At 39.1% G+C, this 23,956-nt stretch carries 18 protein-coding genes and 1 pseudogene; 4 read left to right on the top strand and 15 right to left on the bottom strand.

Annotated features, from left to right (window positions below; translation table 11 throughout):
* The first annotated feature begins 111 nt into the window (after nt 1-111).
* A complete protein-coding gene (locus tag B1A77_RS04040) occupies nt 112-522 on the top strand; it encodes a Fur family transcriptional regulator (RefSeq protein WP_077708030.1) in 411 nt (136 codons plus the stop codon).
* 81 nt (nt 523-603) lie between these two features.
* Here B1A77_RS04040 and B1A77_RS04035 read toward each other — a convergent pair whose 3' ends face one another.
* The 4 genes from B1A77_RS04035 to B1A77_RS04020 all read right to left on the bottom strand — a co-directional run bounded on the left by B1A77_RS04035 (nt 604) and on the right by B1A77_RS04020 (nt 5,535).
* Entirely contained in the window at nt 604-1,944 is a 1,341-nt protein-coding gene (locus B1A77_RS04035) for an anaerobic C4-dicarboxylate transporter (protein WP_008603031.1), read from the bottom strand.
* A gap of 187 nt (nt 1,945-2,131) precedes the next feature.
* A complete protein-coding gene (gene bioA, locus B1A77_RS04030; RefSeq protein ID WP_077708029.1) occupies nt 2,132-3,520 on the bottom strand; it encodes an adenosylmethionine--8-amino-7-oxononanoate transaminase in 1,389 nt (462 codons plus the stop codon).
* A 201-nt stretch (nt 3,521-3,721) separates the two neighbouring features.
* A complete protein-coding gene (bioD, locus tag B1A77_RS04025) occupies nt 3,722-4,474 on the bottom strand; it encodes a dethiobiotin synthase (protein ID WP_077708028.1) in 753 nt (250 codons plus the stop codon).
* A gap of 515 nt (nt 4,475-4,989) precedes the next feature.
* Nucleotides 4,990-5,535, bottom strand: coding sequence for a beta-class carbonic anhydrase (locus tag B1A77_RS04020; protein WP_012863820.1), 546 nt, complete (start codon nt 5,533-5,535; stop codon nt 4,990-4,992).
* Between the two features lie 347 nt (nt 5,536-5,882).
* Here B1A77_RS04020 and B1A77_RS04015 point away from each other — a divergent pair, with 347 nt between their 5' ends.
* Nucleotides 5,883-6,923 (top strand): YeiH family protein, encoded by a 1,041-nt coding sequence (locus B1A77_RS04015; RefSeq protein WP_077708027.1) that lies wholly within the window; start codon nt 5,883-5,885, stop codon nt 6,921-6,923.
* A gap of 135 nt (nt 6,924-7,058) precedes the next feature.
* Nucleotides 7,059-7,673 carry a LysE/ArgO family amino acid transporter gene (locus B1A77_RS04010; RefSeq protein ID WP_004694005.1) on the top strand — a complete coding sequence of 205 codons (615 nt, stop codon included), beginning with the start codon at nt 7,059-7,061 and terminating at the stop codon, nt 7,671-7,673.
* Nucleotides 7,674-7,812: 139 nt separating this feature from the next.
* Here the strand turns inward: B1A77_RS04010 and B1A77_RS04005 are convergent, their stop codons facing one another.
* The 10 genes and pseudogenes from B1A77_RS04005 to B1A77_RS03960 form a co-directional block, all read right to left on the bottom strand.
* Nucleotides 7,813-8,697 (bottom strand): LysR family transcriptional regulator, encoded by an 885-nt coding sequence (locus tag B1A77_RS04005; protein ID WP_008603042.1) that lies wholly within the window; start codon nt 8,695-8,697, stop codon nt 7,813-7,815.
* 204 nt (nt 8,698-8,901) lie between these two features.
* Nucleotides 8,902-10,097, bottom strand: a pseudogene (locus tag B1A77_RS04000) (MFS transporter).
* Nucleotides 10,098-10,387: 290 nt separating this feature from the next.
* Nucleotides 10,388-10,993: a hypothetical protein gene (locus B1A77_RS03995; protein ID WP_012863818.1), complete on the bottom strand. Its 606-nt coding sequence runs from the start codon at nt 10,991-10,993 to the stop codon at nt 10,388-10,390.
* Between the two features lie 138 nt (nt 10,994-11,131).
* A complete protein-coding gene (locus tag B1A77_RS03990; protein WP_077708026.1) occupies nt 11,132-12,403 on the bottom strand; it encodes a putative porin in 1,272 nt (423 codons plus the stop codon).
* A 253-nt stretch (nt 12,404-12,656) separates the two neighbouring features.
* On the bottom strand, nt 12,657-13,259 hold the full coding sequence (locus B1A77_RS03985) for a ferric reductase-like transmembrane domain-containing protein (protein ID WP_077708025.1): 603 nt from the start codon (nt 13,257-13,259) through the stop codon (nt 12,657-12,659).
* Between the two features lie 321 nt (nt 13,260-13,580).
* Nucleotides 13,581-14,252 (bottom strand): respiratory nitrate reductase subunit gamma, encoded by a 672-nt coding sequence (gene narI / locus B1A77_RS03980; RefSeq protein ID WP_004697658.1) that lies wholly within the window; start codon nt 14,250-14,252, stop codon nt 13,581-13,583.
* On the bottom strand, nt 14,249-14,773 hold the full coding sequence (gene narJ, locus B1A77_RS03975; RefSeq protein ID WP_077708024.1) for a nitrate reductase molybdenum cofactor assembly chaperone: 525 nt from the start codon (nt 14,771-14,773) through the stop codon (nt 14,249-14,251). The genes narI and narJ overlap by 4 nt, the downstream gene beginning before the upstream one ends.
* On the bottom strand, nt 14,773-16,200 hold the full coding sequence (narH, locus tag B1A77_RS03970; protein WP_077708023.1) for a nitrate reductase subunit beta: 1,428 nt from the start codon (nt 16,198-16,200) through the stop codon (nt 14,773-14,775). Before narH ends, narJ begins: the two co-directional genes overlap by 1 nt.
* Nucleotides 16,190-19,864, bottom strand: coding sequence for a nitrate reductase subunit alpha (locus tag B1A77_RS03965; protein WP_077708022.1), 3,675 nt, complete (start codon nt 19,862-19,864; stop codon nt 16,190-16,192). Before B1A77_RS03965 ends, narH begins: the two co-directional genes overlap by 11 nt.
* Before the next feature lie 71 nt (nt 19,865-19,935).
* Complete coding sequence (locus B1A77_RS03960; RefSeq protein WP_077708021.1) at nt 19,936-20,622, bottom strand: Crp/Fnr family transcriptional regulator; 687 nt, start codon at nt 20,620-20,622, stop codon at nt 19,936-19,938.
* A gap of 356 nt (nt 20,623-20,978) precedes the next feature.
* On the opposite strand from B1A77_RS03960, the gene B1A77_RS03955 reads away from it, so the two are divergent.
* On the top strand, nt 20,979-22,316 hold the full coding sequence (locus B1A77_RS03955; protein WP_077708020.1) for an MFS transporter: 1,338 nt from the start codon (nt 20,979-20,981) through the stop codon (nt 22,314-22,316).
* 701 nt (nt 22,317-23,017) lie between these two features.
* Here B1A77_RS03955 and hemQ read toward each other — a convergent pair.
* Nucleotides 23,018-23,749, bottom strand: a complete 732-nt coding sequence (gene hemQ / locus B1A77_RS03950) for a hydrogen peroxide-dependent heme synthase (protein WP_077708019.1) — start codon at nt 23,747-23,749, stop codon at nt 23,018-23,020.
* Between the last annotated feature and the right edge of the window lie 207 nt (nt 23,750-23,956).

Here is a 23,956-nt window from a genome sequence, read left to right as displayed (position 1 = left end):
ATATATCTAACCAAATGCGATAGCATATTTGATATTCTATTAGCCATATAAGTCATTTAACTATACAGGTGTATAGCATGTTTAGTATTAAAATAGAATCGAAAGAGAGCTATGAATACAACAACTTGGCCAGAAGGCATAAAAAAGACCAAACAGCGCGAAGCCATTTGGTCTGTATTAACAACTACAGATAAACCCATTACAGCCCTTGAAATCGCAGAACACTTAGGTGACGGTAGCACTACTTGGATGTCTACTATCTACCGTACACTTGAACTATTAGAAACTAAGGGTATCGTTACACGTACCACGCTCATGGGTAGTGATATGGCATATTATGAAATCACCCCTCATACACACCGCCACTATGCTGTATGTACGAGCTGTGGTGCTATGATACCACTCCATACCTGTCCTGTCGTAGAAATGCCTAAAGAACTCAGCAAAGCAGGATTTACTGTGACGGAACATCACTTAGAGATTGCTGGAATCTGTAGAAACTGTAAGGATAAAAATAAATAACAAAAAGGACGTAACACTGTAGTTACGTCCTTTAACGTTTTAGCGTATACTTTGGAATTAACCGTATTTAGCTTTCACCAATTACAGCATCAACGGAGCCACTAAGAAACCGAGTGCTACGGAGATGGCAATAGCAAGTACGCCAGGTATGAAGAACGGATGGTTAAATACGAGTTTACCAATTCGTGTAGAGCCCGTATCGTCCATTTGTACAGCCCCCAAAAGTGTTGGATATGTAGGCAATACAAAGAGTGCAGATACAGCTGCAAAGGATGCGATAATAATATAAACGGATCCTGTGTTCTCTGGTGTAATACCGAGAGCTAGAATTACAGCTGGTACCAAAGCTTGCGTAGTTGCCGCTTGACTATACAACAATGTACTTGCAAAGAAGAACGCTACCGCCAATAGGAACGGATATGCTGTTACCATGCTAGAAGCGAGCGCTTTGATTTCAGGGATATGACCTTTTACAAAGGTATCACCCAACCATGCTACGCCTAGTACGCAAACACAAGCGGATAAGCCGGATTTGAATGTACTTGTATTAACAAGTTCTGCTGTATCAAGCTTACAGAAGAATGTGATAGCAGCCGCAATAATCATCATAAAGCCGATGATAGCATCATTTCGACCAAAGATAACTGGTTTAATAATACCAATGTTTTTGGAAATTGCTGTTGCGTAGAATACGATACAAATGATACCAATCAAGAAAATCAATACTGAAGTTTTTGCACCAGGTTTTAAGTGGAAATCAGTGCTTTTTTCACGAGGTGGCGCCACGTGACCTGCCGCCAAACGTTCTTGATACACTGGATCAGAAGATAAATCATTATTCGCAAAGGTAGACATGATAAATGCCGTAATCATAACCCCTACAAATGTTGTGGAAATACAGATGGCGAGCAATGTAGGATAGTTAACACCATATGGCTCAAGGAACCCACTCATAGCAACTACTGCTGCCGATACAGGACTCGCTGTGATACCAATTTGGCTTGCTACAACGGCGATAGATAATGGCACAGATGGCTTAATGTTTTCACTTTTCGCCACCTCTACGATTACTGGAATCATAGAGAATGCTGTATGACCAGTACCCGCTAGAATAGTTAAGAAATACGTAACAGTTGGTGCCAAATAGTTGATATGCTTAGGATTTTTACGCAAAATACTTTCAGCAATGCGCACCAAATAATCAAGACCGCCGGCTAACTGTAAGGCACAGATGGCTGCGATAGCAGACATGATAATCAGAATTACATCCCATGGAATCTGTCCCGGAAACATCCCCATACCAAGGCTTAACAACACAACCCCAAGGCCGCCAGCGTAACCGATGCCCATGCCACCTAGGCGAACACCGAGGAAGATGGCACCAAATAAAATAATAACTTGCATAATTACATAAATGTCCATACGATGACCTCCTTTATACATATATAGTATCATAGATATGCTAAATAATCATCGAATTTTGGCAATGTATAGTCTATAGTTTAAAATATGACGAAATTTCGATATGTTATGCAAAAAAACTACACCCCATTGCCTTAAACTACTAACAAAAGACAATAGGTGTAGCTTTTCAATAATTAATTTAGCATTATAAAATAATTGGGCGCATATCTTTAAGTATCCCCTCTTCCTCAGTGGCACGTTGGATACTTTCACCTACAATACGAACCATGTCCTCTAATTGTTCCACAGCGGATGCCAATGGAGGCATGAGGATAACCACGTCGCCAATAGGGCGGCAAATAAGACCTTGTTCACGGGCAAGGATTGCCACCTTAGCACCTACCGCATCATTCGGGCGATACGCTTCGTGGGTGGACACATCTTTTTCAAGTTCAATACCTACGATGAGGCCCCGCTGACGAACCTCTTTAACATGTTTCAAAGATTTAATAGGTTCTAGAGCCTTTGTGAAAGCGTCTACTTTAGCAGGCAATTGTTCAATTACCTTTTCATCACGGAATACTTTCAAAGAAGCCAACGCAACGGCACAGGCCAAGGCATTACCAGTATAGGAGTGACCATGATAGAATGTTTTCTTTTCTTCAAAGGTGCCGAGGAATGCATCGAATACGCGTTTTGTAGTCAATGTTGCCGCTAATGGAAGGTACCCACCAGTGATACCTTTGGATAAGGTCATAAAATCTGGAGATACCCCTTCATGTTCGCAAGCAAAGAATTTGCCAGTTCGACCAAAGCCAGTAGCTACTTCGTCAACGATGAGGAATACATCGTGTTGTTCTGTTAATTCACGAACGCGTTTCAAATAGCCGTGAGGCATTACGAGCATGCCTGCCGCTGCTTGCACCAATGGTTCCATAACAAGAGCTGTGATTTCATCACCTTCTTCGTTAAGGATGCGTTCCAATTCAGTCAACGACTCTTCAAAGGCTTTATCTCGATCTGCCAAATCTCTATACACACCAGGGCTTGGCAATGTTAATGGTTTAAATAATAGATTATGGAATACTTGGTGGAATAATTGAATACCACCTACGGATACAGTACCTAATGTATCCCCATGATATCCTGCATTGAGGGCAATAAACTTAGTCTTTTTCGTTTGCCCTACTTGTTGACGGTATTGGTACGCCATTTTAATAGCCACTTCGATAGCCGTACTGCCATCATCAGAGAGGAATACTTTATCTAAGCCTTCTGGAGCAAGCTCTACAAGCTCTTTACACAATTGTGCAGACGGAGGACTTACGAGGCCTAATAACGTGCTATGCGCGATTTTATCGATTTGATCCTTCAATGCTTGGTTCAATACAGGATGGTTGTGACCATGAATATTAACCCACAAGGAGGATACGCCATCGTAATACTTTTTACCGTTCTCATCGATGAGGTATACCCCCTCACCGCGTTCAATTACTACTGGTTCTTGTGCTAGCCAATCTTGCATTTGTGTAAATGGATGCCATACAAACTCGTGGTCCCATTGTGCTGCTTGTGAAAGCTGTTTCTCTGTCATTTCGTCACCTCATACTTACTAAGTTTACAAACTATAACTCTCTATCACATATACCTTATATAAACTAAATTAAGTTGCCCAATCTAAGGTATGCTAAATTACAAATTTAATACGTCTCAAAATTACTGTTAACATGTACTCAATATCACTTCTAACATATATAAAATTGCTATAGCTAATATAAAATCAGCCAATTATTATTTATAGACCTAATACTGTGTTCCATAATTCCTTAGAATCAATAAAAGATCGAGCCCAACCAAGTTGAACCTTTTGAATATCCGGACCTTGGTATGGCGGCACTACAGCTACTACAGGAACACCTGTGTAACGCTTCATATCTGCCACATTTGTTTTCAACAAAAACAGATCTACAGCTGTTGTATCATTTACGATAATAGCTTTCACCTCGATACCATGCAACTTAGCATATTCGCAAGTCAAAACGGCGCGATTAATAGATCCAAGACGACCATCTGCTACAACAATTGCTGGTAATTTGATATCTTTCATAAAATCTGTGAAAGTTTTATCTCCATAGAGAGGGGTCGTGATACCGCCTGCACCTTCTACAAAGGTTATGTCATAGCGACTCACTACATCTAATGTATGTTCTACAAGGCCATCATAGTCAATCTCGATACCAGCCAATTCCGCTGCAAGGCGAGGTGAAAAATCACCGGCAATAGCATAAGGATTCACTTCATGACGACGAGATTCAGGAATACCTGCCGAGCGCATCAAATGTGTTGCATCTTTACTCTCAAGGCCAATATTATAATTATCCTCATCCATCGTCACACATTCAGGGAAAGGAACTGCACTAGAAGACACAGGTTTCACCATACCAACAGCAAAGCCATCGTCTACAGCCATCGCCCCCAATAACCCTGTCACAAACGTCTTACCTACATCTGTATCTGTACCAATTATAGAAATACCTAACTGCTTCATACAAAGCTCCTCTCAAGCGAATACTTACTGCCGCATAGGTTAACTAATGTATATGATTAAGTTTACAATCTAATTACAATATACAGCGAAAAGGAATATATAGTCAACCTATTATTACTGTTCAAGTTTACGATTCTATGACTCTATGGGGCCCGAATACATCGCTACATTTTAGCTAAAAAGCTGTGTCCCTAACCTCCGCGCTCCATAGTAAACTAAGTCGCACTTCGATTAGGAACACAGCTTTTTATAACATTATCGCAGTATTAGTCCCATAGAGTCACAGACCGCTATTTTGAATACGATAATAATAGGTTGGCTATATGGGAAAAGAGAAAGGGAATTTTGTTTTATTGATTTATGGATAGACTCGATTGGACAAGTTCACAAATACAGTTATAAAAAGAGTAATGACTAACCGATTAGCGACTTAGCTCGCTTTGGAGCGTAGAGGTTAGTTATCGTTCTTTTTCACCTAAATGTACAAATCAACTTGGGCCCCATCAAATCTTAGCCTAGATTTCAAGGTAGCGGAATTCGCCTGTATCAGGATCCATCATGCCCCCATAGAAACCCATCCCTTTTGGAAATAGTGGATGGTGGCGTAGGAAGTTAACTGTATAAATTACATTGTCTTCAGAGATATGGAATCGATCCATCCAGTCGATAAGGCCCGGTTCGATCATGCGAATAGCATCTTCACTGATACCTTTCGCTTTCATAGATTCCATGAATGTAGTAGCAGAAAAATCGATCATACCGCAGTTTTCATGACCGATGATTAGCACATCTTCAATTTCCATACCATAGGTAGCAACGAGCAAGCTTTGCACTATGTTATCGATAGGTTGTGTTACACTATTTCCTGCAGTTTTGATGACAATTATCTCACCTCGATTAAAGCCTAGTGCTTCTTCTAGCATACCTACTAAGCGGGTATCCATACAAGTTACGATGCCTAACTTTTTTGTAGGATGGCTTGTTAGCCCCGCCTTTGGTAGCTCAGGGTGTTGTTTCACATATTCTTTATTGGTTTCAATTATTTTTGTAATATCAATCATAAGGGTCCTCACTTTATATACTCTATTTCCACCTGAAATAGATTCTATTCATTATATACACCTTATTCATCACAAAACAAGTTTAAATTTCAACTTATAAATTATTATTATGAATTTTACGATTATATAAAATCTTTAACTCAATAATATTAACTCCTATCTTATAATTTGTTTTTATTTATATTAATCATATAAAAACTTCAAAAATGCGATGAATATTCTGTATAATTCTGACATATATAGTAGATTTTAAAACCCTTCCTATGGTACTATTAACACTATAGAAAGCAAACGCCACATGATACCGCATATGACGTGAACTGTATGTACAGTAAGGAGGTTTTATAATGGGTATCAATCAAAAAACGTTGCCAGGCATTTTGCTCTGTGCCATTCTCGCTATTCCTTGTTGGCTACTAGGACAGCAATTTCATCTAGTAGGTAGTCCAATCTTTGCCATCATTTTAGGTATAATTATCGGTTCTATCTTCACCTCTTGGAAACGGGAAAAAACAGGTGCTGGCATTGGATTTACATCCAAAAAGATTTTACAGTGGGCCGTTATTTTGTTGGGCTTTGGTCTTAACATTACACAGATTCTACATGTAGGTTGGATTTCTTTACCTGTCATCATTTCTACCATCGCTACATCGTTAATCGTATCCTATGTTATTTATCGATTAACCCATATTGACTCTAACTCAGCTGTTCTCATCGGTGTTGGTTCATCCATTTGTGGTGGTTCCGCTATTGCTGCAGCGGCACCAGTTATTAAAGCAGAGGATCATGATATTGCACAAGCAATCTCTGTTGTATTCTTCTTCAATGTGGTAGCCGCCTTCGTATTCCCTCAATTAGGCGACGCCATTGGGCTCTCTAACATGGGCTTTGGATTGTTCGCTGGTACTGCAGTTAACGATACTTCTTCTGTAACAGCAACAGCTGCTGTATGGGATAGTATGAAAGGTACGGGCACTCAAGTTTTGGAATATGCTACTATCGTAAAGCTAACACGTACCCTAGCTATTATTCCTATATGTTTAGGCCTCGCTAGTTATCAAGTATACAAAGCCAAGAAAAATGCCTCTCAGACAGATGGTGCAAACGTTAGTATTGCTAAGATTTTCCCAAGATTTGTTTTATACTTTGTACTTTGCTCCCTTATTACAACAGCATTATCCTATGCTAATGTAGATATTCAATTCTTGAGTATCTTCAAAACAATTTCCAAATACTTTATTACAATGGCTATGGTAGCAATCGGCCTTAATACAAATATTGTAAAATTATTAAAATCCGGCGGCTCTGCTCTAACCTTAGGTGCTTGTTGCTGGATTGCTATTTCTGCCGTAAGCCTTATGGCACAACATATGATAGGTTTATGGTAGAAAATATACATATATTGTATATTATGTTATAATTATATATGAATAGAATAGTAAGGACCCCTCCAGTAATGGAGGGGTTTCGTGCTACTATTCACCTTATTAGTACTTTATCATACCATAGTCAGGAGGGTTAATATGTACTTCTTACAAGGACTTCTTGTCGGCCTCGCTACGTTTGCCCCTGTTGGCATGCAAAACCTCTTCATTATTAATACGGCCTTGGTGCAACCTGTCCGTCGCATTATATTGACGCTAATCATACTAGCGTTTTTTGACATGAGTTTAAGTGCTGCCGCCTTCTATGGTATTGGTGCCGTTCTTGAAATGTGGCCACTCACAAAGCTCATAGTTCTCCTCTTTGGGGGCCTCCTCATTGTTTATATGGGCTTTAATATATTTAAAACTGAACCAGACATGCGCAATGTGGACACACATATTCCAATTAGAAAAATTATTGTCTCAGCCATTGCGGTATCATGGGGCAATCCTCAAGCCATTCTAGATGCGACAATGATGCTCGGTGCTTTTCAAGCTAATATTCCAAAAGAAAGCATCTACCACTTCTTCGCTGGTTTCTTAGTTATGACACCAATTTGGTTTGGTTCTCTAGCTACTACAATGCATCTACTAGCTAAAAAAATTAAAATTACTCATATGGCATGGATTAACCGTTTCTGTGGTTCGGTTCTCGTCATTTACGGTATCAAACTATGTATTGATGGCTTCATGATGTTAAGAGACTTTTTGTAAGGTTATAGTCATAGATACAAAGAAAAGTCTAAATCACTAATACCATCATAACTATATAAGAAAAATACAAATAGATGATGTACAAAAAAGAAAAAAGTCGTTAGCAAGTTGCTAACGACTTTTTCATTTATAATCTCATTTATAATTCTTCAAGTACCTGCCGGAACATATCTCTAAGAGCTACAATATACGAATTATTTTGATTTCGTTGCGATATAAAGTAGTAGTGGCGTTCCATAGGTTTACTATGATTCGTCAACACCTTACGTTCGATACCTGGCATAGGATCTGTTAAGTATTTAAAACAATCTAATAGTAATAGCCCTTGCTGCCCTGCAACCAGGTATCGTGCTTCTTCTAACGTACGAGCATAAGCGAAGGCACCATTATAACCTATGGCCTTACGATAGTGTTCCTCTTCAGACAAGGTATATTTCCCGCGACACAATAAAATAAGTGGTAAATCATCGATATGCTTTAGTTCTACACAATCTTCATTAGTATATCCTTGTGGTACCTCTATAAATGTAGTGGCTTTATCAATTAAATGACTTTCAAAATCATCAGACAAAATTTGCCATTGATCATTAAATACTACATCTACACGACGATCGCTGAGCATGCCATATAGCTCTTCATGACTGCCGCTGTACATACGAATATCTAAATTTTTATAACGCTTTGCCATGCGAATCACAGTTTGCTGCATAGCAATCCCACTATAACGGTTCAAATAGCCAATGCGCAAACTCACCCGTGCATCTGTACCAATGCGCGTCGTTTCTACCTTAATATCATGGAACCGTTCTAATAACTTCTTACCAGATCGATATAAATATTGTCCTGCTGGTGTTAGATGAAAGCTTCGTTTCTCTCGAACCATTAATTCAACACCAAGGCTATTTTCAAGAGCCTTGATTTGCTGAGATATAGCAGATTGAGATACATATTGCTCTGTTGCAGCTTGTGTAAAACTGTTATTATCTACTACACATACAAAATACTCTAATTGTTTTAATAACATAACGATGCACTCTCATCTCTCTTACGGATTAGACAAATCAATACCTTTGAAACATTTCGCAACATATAGCCCCATATTGGAGTTTGCTATACGTTTTCTCTACATAGTATCTTACATAGAATCTATAGTATCTATCGATTCTCTACATAATACTAAATATATTTAACTATGTCTAAAACGGTGAAAGCAGATCAGCTATGATGATTAACTTTCACTAGGAATAACTAAACTACGATAAATAAACAGGGCCGCTACAAAGAATATAGCTGCTGTAGACCAAAAGACCGCCCCATACCCAAAGGCGCGAGCAATCATACCACTAAGGACAGGCCCCAATACATTTCCCATCATGGCTACACTCGACACCGCACCAAATACGATACCTCGGCGCTCAATAGGAACAGCCTTGGATATGAGCGTATTGGCAATCGGTGTAATAAAGCCCATGAAGAATCCTGCAATGGCACGGAATATGCCAAGGCCCCATATACTAGGCATTATATATTGAAGTATAAACAAAGACCCTACAGCCCATGTAGCAGTAAAAACAATACGAGGCATGGTTAAACGTTCTGTTATCTTGCCAATGGAGATTGAAGCTAAAGCACTAAACAAACCGGCGCCAAAAATAATTATACCAACAATGGTGGCTACAAACTCATCATTCATATGCATATAGTGCTTAATGTATAGTGGTAAAATAGGACCAATACCGGTAATACCAAAATTACATAAGAACAATAGCCCTACCAAGAGGCGAACACGAGGTATGACCAAAAAGGATTTAATTAGAGACAGCTGCGACTCTCTAGCATCTACCTTATGCTCAAACTGTAGATTAGGCATGAATAGATAAATTCCCAACATACAAAGCCCTGTTAAGGCTGAGAACATAACAAATGGCGCGCGATAACCTAACAAGTCCGCTGCCAAACCACCCATAAGCGGTCCAAAAACGAGGCCCATAACCATGGAGGCTTGATATAAGCCCATCGCCCAAGGCACCTTATCCTCAGGGGTTATGAGAATAATAATAGCCAAGCCTATCGGAACATATCCCCCACCACGCCTTGCAAAATACGTAACATCAATAACTGCCATGGTGTTTGTGTAAAAGCACAGGCACCAACCGTAACCATCAGGGTAAACAAGATAAACATCATTACCTTACGCGGACCAAGCTGATTTGCCTTACGCGACCAATAGGGAGCACTAAGAGCCACCATACAAGGCGTTACACCTGATACAAGGCCTGCCCACATGGCCGCTTCTCCTGGATCATGAAGACCTAGCTCAGCTAAAAATAACGGAAGGAAGGATAATACACCGATAATTGTTATACCCCCACCAACCTGTATAGTACAGATTAGGTATATAATTCGTTTCCAAGAAGAATCCATAATATCCTTCTTTCCTATTTGAAATTACCTATAAAGGTAGTAATATACATATCGATATGAGCTAAAGTATACTATAATACAAAAAAATGTTTATAGAACAGATTTTTACTCTTACCTCAAAAGAATGCAATAGCATATATTTACATAAATCCATAGAATATATACTTATGATTCTATTGTATCGCAAACGACAAAAAAAGACCATCGCTTATACCCATTAGGGCCAGAGATGGTCTCTTTTATCATGTGGTTCCCCTACTTTTACTAAAGAAAGAGATGCCTACGATATATTATTTTTGTTTGAACATCCAATAAATATAGTAAATAACAAGCGCATAAGTTACTACGTCAAATACAGGCAAGAATGGTACCATTTTAGATAAACGGCCAAATCCATGAACATGGATATTTGCCGCAATAATGGCAATTAGATTCAAGCGATGAATCCAGATTGCTTTTTTACGGGATACAGATTTTGCCATATTGCCTACCCAAGGTGTTAAGTATAATACCGCAAAGATAAGAGCAATAAACATAGCCACAAGAGAAATATAGCCGCCCCAGAAGCCTAAGAAGGATTTCAAAGCTTTCAAGAAGTATACATACCAGTGTGCACATACGAGAACAACACTAACAATACCTACGATGCGATGAACTTCAAACATTTCTTTTGGATTATATCGTTTGATAAACCATTTTGGTTTTGTTGCAATGTATGTTAATACAAGCCATGCCACATAAGGAATAAGTCCTAAGTGAACCTTCCAGTTGCCGAATGGTCTACCACCTGTTACATAACCATATTCCACCATACCCATAAATATTAGGGATAAAACTGCAATCCAAATTAAAATATGGTATTTACTCTTAAACTGTTTTTTTACAACTTCTGCCATAATAAACCTCTCTATGTCCTATACGATCTACAAGTATACATCTAGTTTGGCCTAATGTAGCATGCTAATAAAACACTCTCACCCTATAGCATTCTACTTAGAACTAATTACTGATTAAATTAGAATCCAATTATTACATTAGAATTTGAAGTTAAGATCCGCACGATAGTAATCATTTACGCGATTGCCTTCTTGTGTTTTAGCATTGAAACCGTAGTATGCATTAATGCCAATATTTTTCTCTGGTGCATAAGATGCGCCCAACTCCCACGCCTTATAACCTTCAAAACGCGTTGTTTTTTGTAAATCATTAGATTCGTATTTTTGTGTTTTGAAAATCGGTGCATTTTTAGCTTGATCGTAGTAATCTAAGCCTACTGCCCAAGAATTCTTTTTATCAATTTTGTAGTTGCCCCATTTAGCGCCTACATTCCAAATATCAGAATCACTCAAGCCTGATGCTTTAACCCACTCACCGTGAACATCAAGTTTACCTACATTATATTTCGCATTGAAGCCATATACATTATCAAAGTCATTATTTTTCTTGCCATTACCCATGCGTACATTCGCTGTACCTACATGAGCAAGCATACCACCAAAGCTAAAGTGATTATTTACAGCCACATTAGCATTCACAATGCTCACATCACCGTTATTTTCCTTGGAAACTTTTGCAAAACGGCCTGCTGTCATATAACCATAAGCACCATTCAAAGTAACTTTTTTACCAAGTTTAGCTGTAGCACCTACACCATCAAAGTTTGAACTATAAATCAAGCCACCACCAAATTTTTGGGTATAACGACCAGCATCAACTACAACATTTTTACCAAATTTGTGCTCTACATAAGCTAAATCCCAATTAGCTTGTGCTGTTTTAGAGCTATCACCTAACTCGATAGCACCTGTTGTAATACGAGCTTTCACAGATGTATTTTTATTAACCTTTGCATCTAGGCCTAAACGTACACGGGCTGTGATTTTATCTTCGTAATCATAACCATCGCCACCCTCTTTGCCGATGTAGTTGATACGAGCATCACCAGTAACTTTAACATTACCTACACGGTCTTCCAATTTAGCTACACGTACGCCCAATGTATTTAATTCATTGGAAAACTCATCTGCTAAGCGATTCAACATAGCTTGTTGTTCTGCATTGGCACGATCTTGATTAGCCATACCTTTTGCAATCATTTGAGCCATTTCATAACGGGTAATGTTATTTTGACCTTTGAAAGTTCCATCAGGATAACCATTAATAATACCTGCTGTAGCCAATTGATCTACAGCTTGATATGCCCAACTATCAGATGGAACATCAGAAAATGGGTTAACAGCAAAGGCTGTAGCCACACCCATCATGGCTGCTACTGCAAAAGCACTAGTCATTTTACGTTTAATCATAATAAACCTCACACACGAATAATAACAAGAAATAAAATGAATAGATAATGAATATATGACTCTGATTATCATTATCATATTTAACATACAGATAATATCAATTTTCATTAAGGTAGTAAATAGAAAATGTATATCAATCTCACAATCATTTATGCATCAAACTGATAATATAGAATATTGAATTCCTTAGAAACTAAAAATATAACAAAAAAATCCCCTCTGTATAACACAGAAGGGATTTTATCAATTCATATTATTTCTTTTTTAACATCAAGTAAATGCAGTAAAGCACAAGTCCGTATGTAATGATATCAAATACTTGTAAGAATGGTACCATTTTGGAAATGCGATTAAAACCATGAATATGTATATCTGCTGCAACTAATGCTACAAGATTTAAACGGTGTAGCCAAATGCCCATATTACGACCAGAAGCGGTAACTTTTCTAAGTTTTGGCGTTAAGAACGCAAGGCCAGAAATAGTGGCGATACTAAAGGAAGTAAGAGCTACATAACCACCCCACCAACCTAAGATTGATTTAGCAGCTTTACCAAAATAAAGGTATAAATGGAACGCAATAACAGCTACAGTAGCAATACCCAATGCACGGTGCACCTTATACATGTCACCTAAATTATAGCGGCTTGTAAACCATTTAGGGCGAGTCGCTAAATAAGTCATAACAATCCATACACACCATGGCACAAGGCCTGTGTAAACTTTGTAGTTACCAAAAGCACGGCCACCAACCATGTAACCCCACTCTAATAAACCGATCATAATTAAGGAGAATACAGCAATCCATATAAAGATATGGTAAATACTTTTTTGCTGTTTTGTTGTTACTTGATCCATCATATACCTCTCTAAATAACATCTAAAAATTAATCTATACGATATAGTTTATCATTTAAATCGAATTTTGTAGATTACTTATATTAGATAGATAGTATTTATTATAAGAATAATTCTAAAATAAAATATCTATTATGGTAATTCTAAGCTTATTACAATGAATAAATTTCTTCTCTACAGGGAATACATTGTAATCTACTAATACAGAATCGGTAAATAAAAAGCCCCTCATAGTTGTGAGCATATGCTTTCACCACTACAAGGGGCCATAGATTAATGAATCCTATTATATATAGGCATACAAGTTAATCATCATCCTAATTATTTTTGATCCCGTTTACGATATACGATGAACGGACGTGTTAAGTAGTTGAGTGGAACACTCAAGCAGTGTACCAAACGGCTGAATGGGAAGATAATAGCAACCACCATCCATGCCAACATGTGGAATTTAAACATGAATGGCACGCCTTCCATCAAGGATGGATCAGGCATAAAGGATAATAAGCTACGGAACCATGGGCCGATGGATACACGGTAGTCAAAAAAGCCAGATGCATTAAGCAATGTACCAGCCATACCACTAAAAATAGCTAATGTTAAGAATAAATATAACCATTTATCAAGGCCAGATGTATTTACTTTCATAGCAGGTACAGTAAAGCGACGTTTCATCAAAAGCAAGAAACCAACGATGAAGATGATACCCGCTACAGCACCCATATATAATGCACCTTCATGGTACATATGGTCATTGATACCCAAAGCTGCAGTCCAAGCTTTAGGTACTAATACACCTACTACGTGACCGCCGATAACGCATAGCAAACCAAAGTGGAACAATGGATTGGCAATACGTAATTGTTTTTTCTCTAAAAATTCACTTGATTTTGTAGTCCAGTTTCTTTCAAAGTAGAAGAAACGAACAAGTGTGCCTACGATTAAGAAGGTAAACGCAATATATGGCAAAGCGCCCCATAAAAATAGATTCATCGTGCACCGTCCTCCAATCCATTTGCAACCGACAATATGATATCAAATAAGAATGCATAGGTCAGTTTTGCTTCGATCAATCGATCCCTAATATATTCTAGCTTTGGTTTACAATAATCATACACTTCACGAGCCTTTTCAGGTTCGATAACAGCGCATAACTCTAGAATAGCTGGAATATAGTCAGGCATCTCCTTTGGTAAATCATAGCCATTTTCTAGGAAGAAGGCTTTATATTTAACGAGTTCCTCTGCTTGTTCCCCTGTACCTTGTAACTCATACGTCGATAAATACATAGTTGTATTTTGACTAAAATCAAAGGTACGAACATATTGGTCTTCAAATTCTTTTTTATCGGATTCCTCTACATAGTCGAAGAATTCTAATAAACCTTGGCGAAGTTGAGGATGCCCAACGGATTGGGCGTCCTCTCTCCATTCAGGTAATTCGTTATACCATTGTTCATCAGGATAGCGTAGAAGAAATGACGCAATAAGAGCGATTTTCTGAGCATCCTTCATTATTGACATCCCCCTGTAGGGCAAGCAAAGCCGCGATTTTGTTGCATTTCTAGGCGACCTTCGCGAGATACTTTAACATCAGATGGGATAACAAAGCGATCATTGTATTTGGACAATGCCAACAATTTATACATAGCGTACATTTGATCTTCTGTTAAATCAACTTTGTGTTCGATAGGACCATCACCTGTTTCACGACGGCGCATGTATTCACGCATGTCGAGAACACGTTGCAATGTACGAGCTAAGATTTCTGTGTTACCTGCTGTAAACAGATTAGCTAAGTACTGTACAGGCACGCGCATTTCGTGTGCATCTGGCAAGTATACATCAGATGTTACACGTTGCAAGATTGGGCTGAGTGGTGGCACATACCAAACCATTGGCAATGTACGGTACTCAGGATGCAATGGCAATGCCACGCCCCATTCTTTTACAAGTTTGTATACAGGAGATTTTTGAGCTGCTTTAATCCATGCTTCGGAGATACCTTCTGCACGAGCTGCTTTGATAACCTCAGGATCATGAGGATCCAAGATTAACTCTACTGTATTTTCGTAAATATCTTGTTCATTTTTTGTAGCTGCCATTTCTTCGACTTTGTCCATGTCGTAGAATACAACACCTACGTAGCGCATACGACCTACGCATGTTTCAGCACAGATTTGAGGCAAGCCATTTTCCAAACGTGGGTAACAGAATACGCATTTTTCAGCTTTATTTGTTTCCCAGTTGTAGAAGATTTTTTTGTATGGGCAAGATGGAACACAATGTCTCCAACCGCGACATACGTCTTGAGATACAAGAACTACACCATCTTCATCGCGTTTGTAGATTGCGCCAGATGGACATGCAGCTACACATGCAGGGTTCAAGCAGTGGTTACAAAGACGTGGCAAGTAACGCATGAATACTTCTTCGTAGTCAAATACGATATCTTCGCCCATCTTAGCCAAGTTCACATCGGAACGAGCATGTTGACCACCTGCTAAATCGTCATCCCAGTTAGGGCCCCAAGTAACTTCCATTTTTTGTTTAGTCACAAGAGAGCGAGGACGAGCAACTGGTTGGTTGTTTTTACGACCACCATGAATCAATGTTTCATAGTCATATGTCCAAGGTTCGAAGTAATCCTTCAATTCTGGTTGTTCAGGATGGAAGAATAATTTCATCAAACGGTTTGTTTTAGAACCTGTAGAAAGAGCCAATTTACCAGAATTATCTAATGTCCAGCCGCCTTTCCATTTTTCTTGGTCTTCCCAATGACGTGGGTAACCTACGCCTGGGCGAGTTTCCACGTTATTGAAGTACATATATTCCGCGCCTTCGCGGTTCGTCCATGTATTTTTACAAGTGATAGAGCATGTATGACAACCCAAACACTTATCCAAATTTAGGACCATAGATACTTGAGCCTTAATCTTCAAGCCAATCTACCTCCTTCATTTTACGAGCCACAATTGTCATATCACGTTGGTTACCAGTTGGGCCATAGTAGTTAAAGCCATAGCTCAATTGGCCATAACCGCCGATCATGTGTGTCGGTTTCATGTGAATATGAGTTGGTGCATTATGCGTACCACCGCGTTGTTTCTTAACCTTCGCGCCAGGAACGTTGATGTGACGGTCTTGGGAATGGTGCATATAGGAAATACCGCGAGGAATACGTGGGGAAACTACAGCACGAGCTGCAACGATACCGTTTTTGTTGAAAGCTTCTACCCAGTCGTTATCTTTAACACCAATTTCTGCTGCATCATCTTCGTTGAGCCAAATTGTTTGACCACCACGGAACAATGTCAACATTTGTTGGCTATCGAAATACATACTATGTGTAGACCACTTATGATGTGGTGTTAAGTATTTCAATGTGATTTCAGGGATACCTTCTTGTTTGTAGTCACCTTGTACTGGTTTATAGGACAATACAGGTTTGTACAACGCCATAGCTTCACCGTAATCACGCATCATTTCATGGTCACAATAGAAGGATTGACGACCTGTTACGGTACGGAATGGTACTTTATCTTCTGTAGATGTTGTAAATGGAGAGTAACGACGGTTTTTATCGTTCTTACCAGTACTTGTTACAGAGCTAATGATGAAGCGTGGTTGGCGAACCATATCATCGAAAGTAATTTTTTCTTGTTCGCGACCTTTTGCGTTCTTTTCAAGACCAGAAAGACCTGTTTTTTCTTCCATAGCTTTCCAAGAGCGAACAGCCAATTTACCATTTGTACAAGAAGATAATGTTAATACAACATTACAAGCTTCCTTACATTCGTAAATGCTAGGACGGCCATGAGAAATGAATTCTGGATTATCGATGATACCATTTTGATCATATAATGTCTTGTATTCATCAGATACATCCCACGCCATGCCATGAGCACCCATTTTATTTTCGATATTAGGTCCCAACGCAATGTATTTTTCAAAGATTTTACTGTAATCACGTTTTACATGAACAAGGTTCGGCATTGTTTTACCAGGAATTGGTTCACATTCGCCTTTGCTCCAGTCAAGAACCTTACCTTCTGGTTGTGCCACTTCACCTGGGCTGTCATGACCAAGAGGTAATGCTACGATATCTTCATATTCTGTGAAGCCAGACTCTTTCGCTACGCGAGATACTGTTTCTGCAAGGGTACGGAATGTATCCCAGTCAGATTTAGTTTCCCATGCGCAATCAACAGCTGCTTGGAATACGTGTACATATGGATGCATGTCTGTAGAAGACAAGTCTTCTTTTTCATACCATGTAGCAGCTGGGAATACGATATCAGAGTATAAGCCTGTAGAAGCCATACGGAAGTCGATATCGATTAAGAGGTCAAGCTTACCAGCTTCATCTGCTTCGCGCCATTTGATTTCTTCTGGTTTTACTGGTGCATCATCATCTTCAAGAACACCATGTTTTGTACCAAGTAAATGTTTTAAGAAATATTCATGGCCTTTAGAGGAAGAACCGATAAGGTTTGCACGCCATACAAACAAGTTGCGTGGGTGGTTTTCTTTAGCCGCTGGATCTTCTACGCAGAATTGTAATTCTTTGTTTTTCAATGCTTGCGCCACATATTGATTGATTTCTGCTTCTGTACCAGCACCTGCTGCACGAGCATCGTTAATCAATTCTTGGCTACCTTTATTGAAAGTAGGGTAAGATGGCAACCAACCTAAACGTGCAGCCAATACGTTGTAATCACCAGGGTGACGGTAACGAGGTTTAGCTAATTTAGACACGCGGTCTGCCAAATCGATGCAATCAGAACGATATTGTTCTGTAGCAAAGTAGAACCAAGATGTACCATTTTGCAAACGAGGAGCTTTACTCCAGTCGTTAGCTGTCATGATACCGCCCCAGCCTTCAACAGGACGAAGTTTTTCTTGACCTACGTAGTGAGCCCAGCCACCACCGTTAACACCTTCTGTACCACAGAACATGATGAGGTTCAAGATTGTGCGGTAAATGATATCTGCATGGTACCAGTGGTTAATACCACCACCCATGATAATCATGGAGCGACCTTTAGTTTTTTCTGCATTATCTGCAAATTCACGAGCTGTAGCAATAGCGATATCTGCTTTTACGCCAGTGATTTTTTCTTGCCATGTAGGTGTGTAAGGAGTGTCATCAGTGTAAGCTTTAGCCACTTCACCGCCGATACCACGATCGATACCATAGTTAGCAAGAATGAGGTCATATACAGTAGTTACTTTTACAGGACCATCAACAGTTTGTACTGTAATCGTTGGAATAGCACGTTCAATAACGCCTTCGTGTTCTTCATCGCCAAAGTATGGCAACTTAACAACAGTTACATCTTCACGTTGATCAAATACGGATAAACGAGGGTCAATTTTAGCCCCTGTATCGCGGTTTTCAAGACGCAAATTCCATTTTTGAGGGTTCGTGTGACGTTCACCCATCGTACCATTAGGAACAACGATTTCATTTGTAAGTTCATCGATCAATACCATTTGGAAGTCAGCGCCTTCTTCTTGGCGACCTAAGTCCTTAGCATTCAAGAAACGGCCTGGTTGTACAGTGCCATTGATATCTTCAACGCGTACAAGGAATGGCATATCAGTAAACTCTTTTGCATACTCTTTGAAGTATGGAGTTTCTTTATCGATGTAATATTCTTTTAAGATAACGTGACCCATTGCCATAGCAAGCGCCGCATCAGTGCCGGCTTTTACATTGAGCCATGCGTCGGAAGAAGTTGTAGATTCCGCATAGTCAGGGGATACGGATACAACTTTTGTACCTTTGTAACGAACCTCTGTTAAGAAGTGAGCATCTGGGGTACGAGTCAATGGTACATTGGAACCCCAAGTCATGATGTAACCAGCATTGTACCAGTCACCAGATTCAGGAGTATCTGTTTGTTCACCCCAAACTTGAGGGCTGGAAGGTGGTAAATCGGCATACCAGTCATAGAAGGACAATGGTGTACCACCCATTAAGTTAAGGAAACGTGCACCTGCTGCATAAGACAACATGGACATCGCTGGGATTACAGAGAAGCCTGCGTTGCGGTCAGGGCCGTATGTTTTCGCAGTATATAATAAGGATGCAGCAGTAATTTCTGTTGCTTCATCCCATGTGGAGCGCACAAAGCCACCCATACCACGGGCAGATTTGTATTTTTTCGCTTTTTCAGGATCTTCTACGATAGATTTCCAAGCTTCGATTGGGTTCTTAGCATGCTTTTTCGCTTCTCTCCAAAGCTCAGCCAACTCACCGCGTACATAAGGATATTTTACGCGCAATGGGCTATAGAGATACCAAGAGAATGTCGCACCACGAGGGCACCCACGTGGTTCGTAATCCGGCATATCATCTGGTGTTTCAGGGTAGTCAGTAGCCTGATTTTCCCATGCAACAACACCATTTTTAACGTAAATATTCCAGCTACAAGAACCAGTACAGTTTACGCCATGCGTTGTGCGGACAACTTTATCGTAAGACCAACGGTCACGATAAAAATTTTCCCACTCGCGACCGCCATCTTCAGTTATTTGATGGCCGCTTGGAGATACGTTCTTCTTGCGAAGAAACTTAAACTTTTGAGACAACAAGCTCATCTCGTGTCCTCCTTCAAAACTACAAAAAAATCCCTTATGCTAGCTGAGCTAACACAAGGGAGAGAATCCTGTTATTCGATATTACTAATATTAGGGTCTATATTGTCAACCTCTAAATCAAGCAATCCGATTAAAGCGTCAAAATCACAGATTACTAGATGGTGTTTATCATAGGCTACATAGCCCAACTTACGCAACTCACTTAGCATGCGATTTAAACTTTCTCTTGATGTGGCAGCAAATTCAGCCAACTCTTGATTTGTTAGGGCGATATCGATAAAGATACCATCCTCGCGCTTTACACCATAACTATTGGCTAAGCGCAACAAGGTAGAATAAAATGCTCCCTTCTTGCCATATAATAGCAAGTCTCGGTATTTTGCCTGTTGACGTCGCATATGTAATGTATAGATTTTCATCATTGCAATGGCCAATGAATGGTCTTTTGCAATAGCAGCCTCTAACAAATCATAGCGAATAGAATAAACAGAGCAATCCTCCCGAGCAATGGCGTTGAACACATATGTTTTTGTGTTCTCCTCATACAACGGAACCTCACCAATTACATTATTCGGCCCTACTAGACGCAATGCAAAAATGTGCCCACTAGCTTCGAACTTCTTAATGCTCATTCTACCTTTTACTACTACGTAAAAGTGTTCTGCCTTGTCCCCCTCATGGAAGAGAAAATCACCTTTTTTAAGATGGAGTTCCTCGCCCGGCAAAGCAAGCAATTGGTTAATTAAATTTTTATCCATACCATCACCACTCCATTGTACTTTTAATATAAAATCCATTAGTTATACTAATCTATTTATAGCAAAAGTACATGTATTATATACTTTTTTGTATATACAAGATTATTATAACTTATTAATTTCAGAATATGTGTGTTTTATGTCACATTCACAAAAATTTTTACAATATATAATATATTTGTGATATAAGACATTGCAAATTTTGTTGATACAATAATTATAACTCAGTTCTTTCACTTAATCGAATATTTTCTATAGTTTTTATTATAGATTACAATATTTATATACAAAGAACCCTAGTTGTATCTCCCTTGTCTTCATTGCATGTATAGTTTTTCAGTAAGGAGAAGTTCAAAATGAGCGAACTAAAAATGCCTCAAGTAGGGGCAAGCCGTAGCGAAATTGTAGCTAATTGGCAACCAGAAAATCCAGAATTTTGGGAAAAGTTTGGTAAGAAAATTGCTAAACAAAACTTGGTTATCTCTACAATCGCACTAACACTTTCATTCTGCGTATGGTACTTGTGGGCAACCATTGCAGCACAACTTAACGGCGCAGGCTTTAATTTCACAACAGATCAATTATTTACATTAGCTGCCTTGCCAGGTCTTGTAGGTGCTACATTACGTTTTGTATATACCTATATGCCAGCATTGATTGGTGGTAAAAACTGGACATTTATTTCCACACTTATTTTATTAGTTCCTGTTGTATGGCTTGGCTTTGCCGTTCAAGATACAACAACTTCTTATACGACATTCATGATTTTGACTGTCCTTATCGGTTTAGCGGGCGGCAACTTCTCGTCCTCCATGGCGTACATTGGCAACTTCTTCCCTAAATCCGAAAAAGGTACTGCTCTTGGTATCAACGGCGGCGTTGGTAACCTTGGTGTTTCTGTAATCTACTTCTTGGCTCCATTTGCTATGGGTTCTACTGCACTAGGTAGTGTATTTGGTGTAACACCAGCTATCATCAAAGGTAACGCAGTATACCTTGCCAATGCAGCTTTCATGTGGATCGTACCACTCGTTGTTATCCTTGCACTTATGACACGTTTCATGGATAACTTACCACTAGAAAAACCAAATCCTAAAAATCTTGTACAAATCTTTGGGAACAAACACACTTGGGCGTTTACATTACTTTATACATGTTCCTTCGGTGCTTTCTCTGGTTATGCAGCAGCACTTGGTCTATTAGTAGGTAAAGAATTCCCAGAAGTACCATTTGCTTCTATCGCATTCGTAGGTCCACTTGTAGCAGGTGCACTTCGCCCTGTAGGTGGTTGGTTAGCAGACAAAATTAACAGCGGTACAAAAGTTACCTTTGTAAGCCTTCTCGGTCTATGTGCAACAACAGCGCTAATTGCGGTTGGCGTAGATATGCACAACTTCCCATTCTTCTTTGCTATGTCCGTGTTGACATTCGTATGCTGTGGCTTCGCAACTGGTGCTACATTCCGTATGATTCCTCACGTATTTGGCAATCCATTGCTTTCCTCTTTAATTACAGGTTTCGTTGCTGCCGTAGCTGCATACGGTGCCTTCATTACTCCTAAAATCTTCGGCTTTGTATATTCCATGTTCGGCAATATTCACCCAGCCTTTGCTGTATTACTTGCGTTCAACCTTGTAACTGTATCTGTGTGCTACTGGTTCTATGTGCGTAAAGGTGCAAATATGAACGTATAATTTTCTGGAAACAGAAAATTTACGTTCACTCGACGGTACTACAAAATATAATTCACTTTCATAAACTAAGTGATAAAAGAAACCCCGCATCTTTCCTCCATACTTATCAGGTCTGCGGCCTAGGGCCTTGACCTCGTAAGTCGGATTGATGCGGGGTTCTCTTTTATAAAAATATAGCCATGAATAAGATAATCGAATATAGTGAATTATATTTTACACAGTACAGTACGTATACAAAATTTTCTGTTCAAAATTATAGCCTTCATTTTGAGGGAAAAAAATGGACTGCTAAGCAGTCCATTCATTCTAATTTGACGATATATATCTTTATCTCTATAATATAAATAGATAGTCAGACGAGTAGGAACGTCAGGCGCATCTCAAAAACTAATTATCTAGGAAATGGCCTTTCTGTTTATCTAATTACACTTGGTAACGGAGGGCTATTTGCTTTTTGTGAGGCAAATAAGCGCTATAAGTGCTCCAAAGGAAACGACTAATGTCAATATTCCAATGATAACTGTAATAAGTTCAAAGTCACTCATAAGCTCACCCCCTTCTATAACGAAGAGAGACCCAACCTCGCCGACTACCTTAAGAACATTATAAATCGAACGAATATACGATACAATAAGCAGTTATTTATCGATATATATGAATTAAATAATAACAAAAAGGGACTGCCAAGCAGTCCCTTTTTATTATCCAAAAATTTCTTCTAGTAGTGCATCGTCGATGATGGTACCAACGTAGAAGTCGCTGAAGATGCCGTATTTTGCACTGGCTACTTCGAAGCGCATATCGTATACGATTTTTTTGAATTGAATGTCGTCATTACTAAAGATGGTAATGCCCCATTCCCAGTCGTCTAGGCCACAGCCACCAGTAGTGAATTCAGATAATACATCCAAGTATGTTTTACCAAGTTCACCGTGAGCTTTCATCAAAGCACCGCGCTCTTGCGGTGGTAACATGAACCAATTGTCATCACCTTCGCGTTTTTTACTCATATTATAAAAACAGATATATTTATCGCGAGGTACATGAGGATATAATTTTTGATTAACCTCCTCTGTATCTAACTTGGCCTTAACATAGGTGCTTACTTCTGTTACAGAAGTATAAGAATAAGTTTGCACCAACACACTTGCAATAGCTAAACGACGGAATTTGCGTTCTACTTGAGCCAAGTATTCAAGGGATGGACCGAGAATCCATAAGATTAAATCCCCTTTTGCTCCATTACAATCATAGAATGCATAGCTACCTTCTTTAGCTTGATGTTTAGCTTCAAGGTCGGCTAAGAATGCTTTTAATTCATTGCGCGCTGCTGCTTTTTCATCCTCTGTGAAACAGTTCCATGCGCTGAAATCCATGGCGAATACCATGTGTTGGCTATGCCAACCTTCTACTGTAGGGATTGCTTTTCCCATTATGATCACTCCTATCTATGGTGATTATATCAAAATAATAATGTATATCTATAATTACGGAAATCAAAAGACTCCACTTACTATTATAGCATATAGAGTCTTTTCAATTTAGTTTCTATTGAGATTTTTTATTAGTATATTCTTTAGTTAAGACTAAATTACTGCTTTTAGGCTGAGATAATCCTATGTTGCTTAATACTGTACTAA

The sequence above is a fragment of the Veillonella parvula genome (assembly GCF_002005185.1).
In the GTDB taxonomy this organism is placed as follows: Bacteria; Bacillota; Negativicutes; order Veillonellales; family Veillonellaceae; genus Veillonella; species Veillonella parvula_M.
This window is presented reverse-complemented; position numbering and strand designations above follow the sequence as displayed.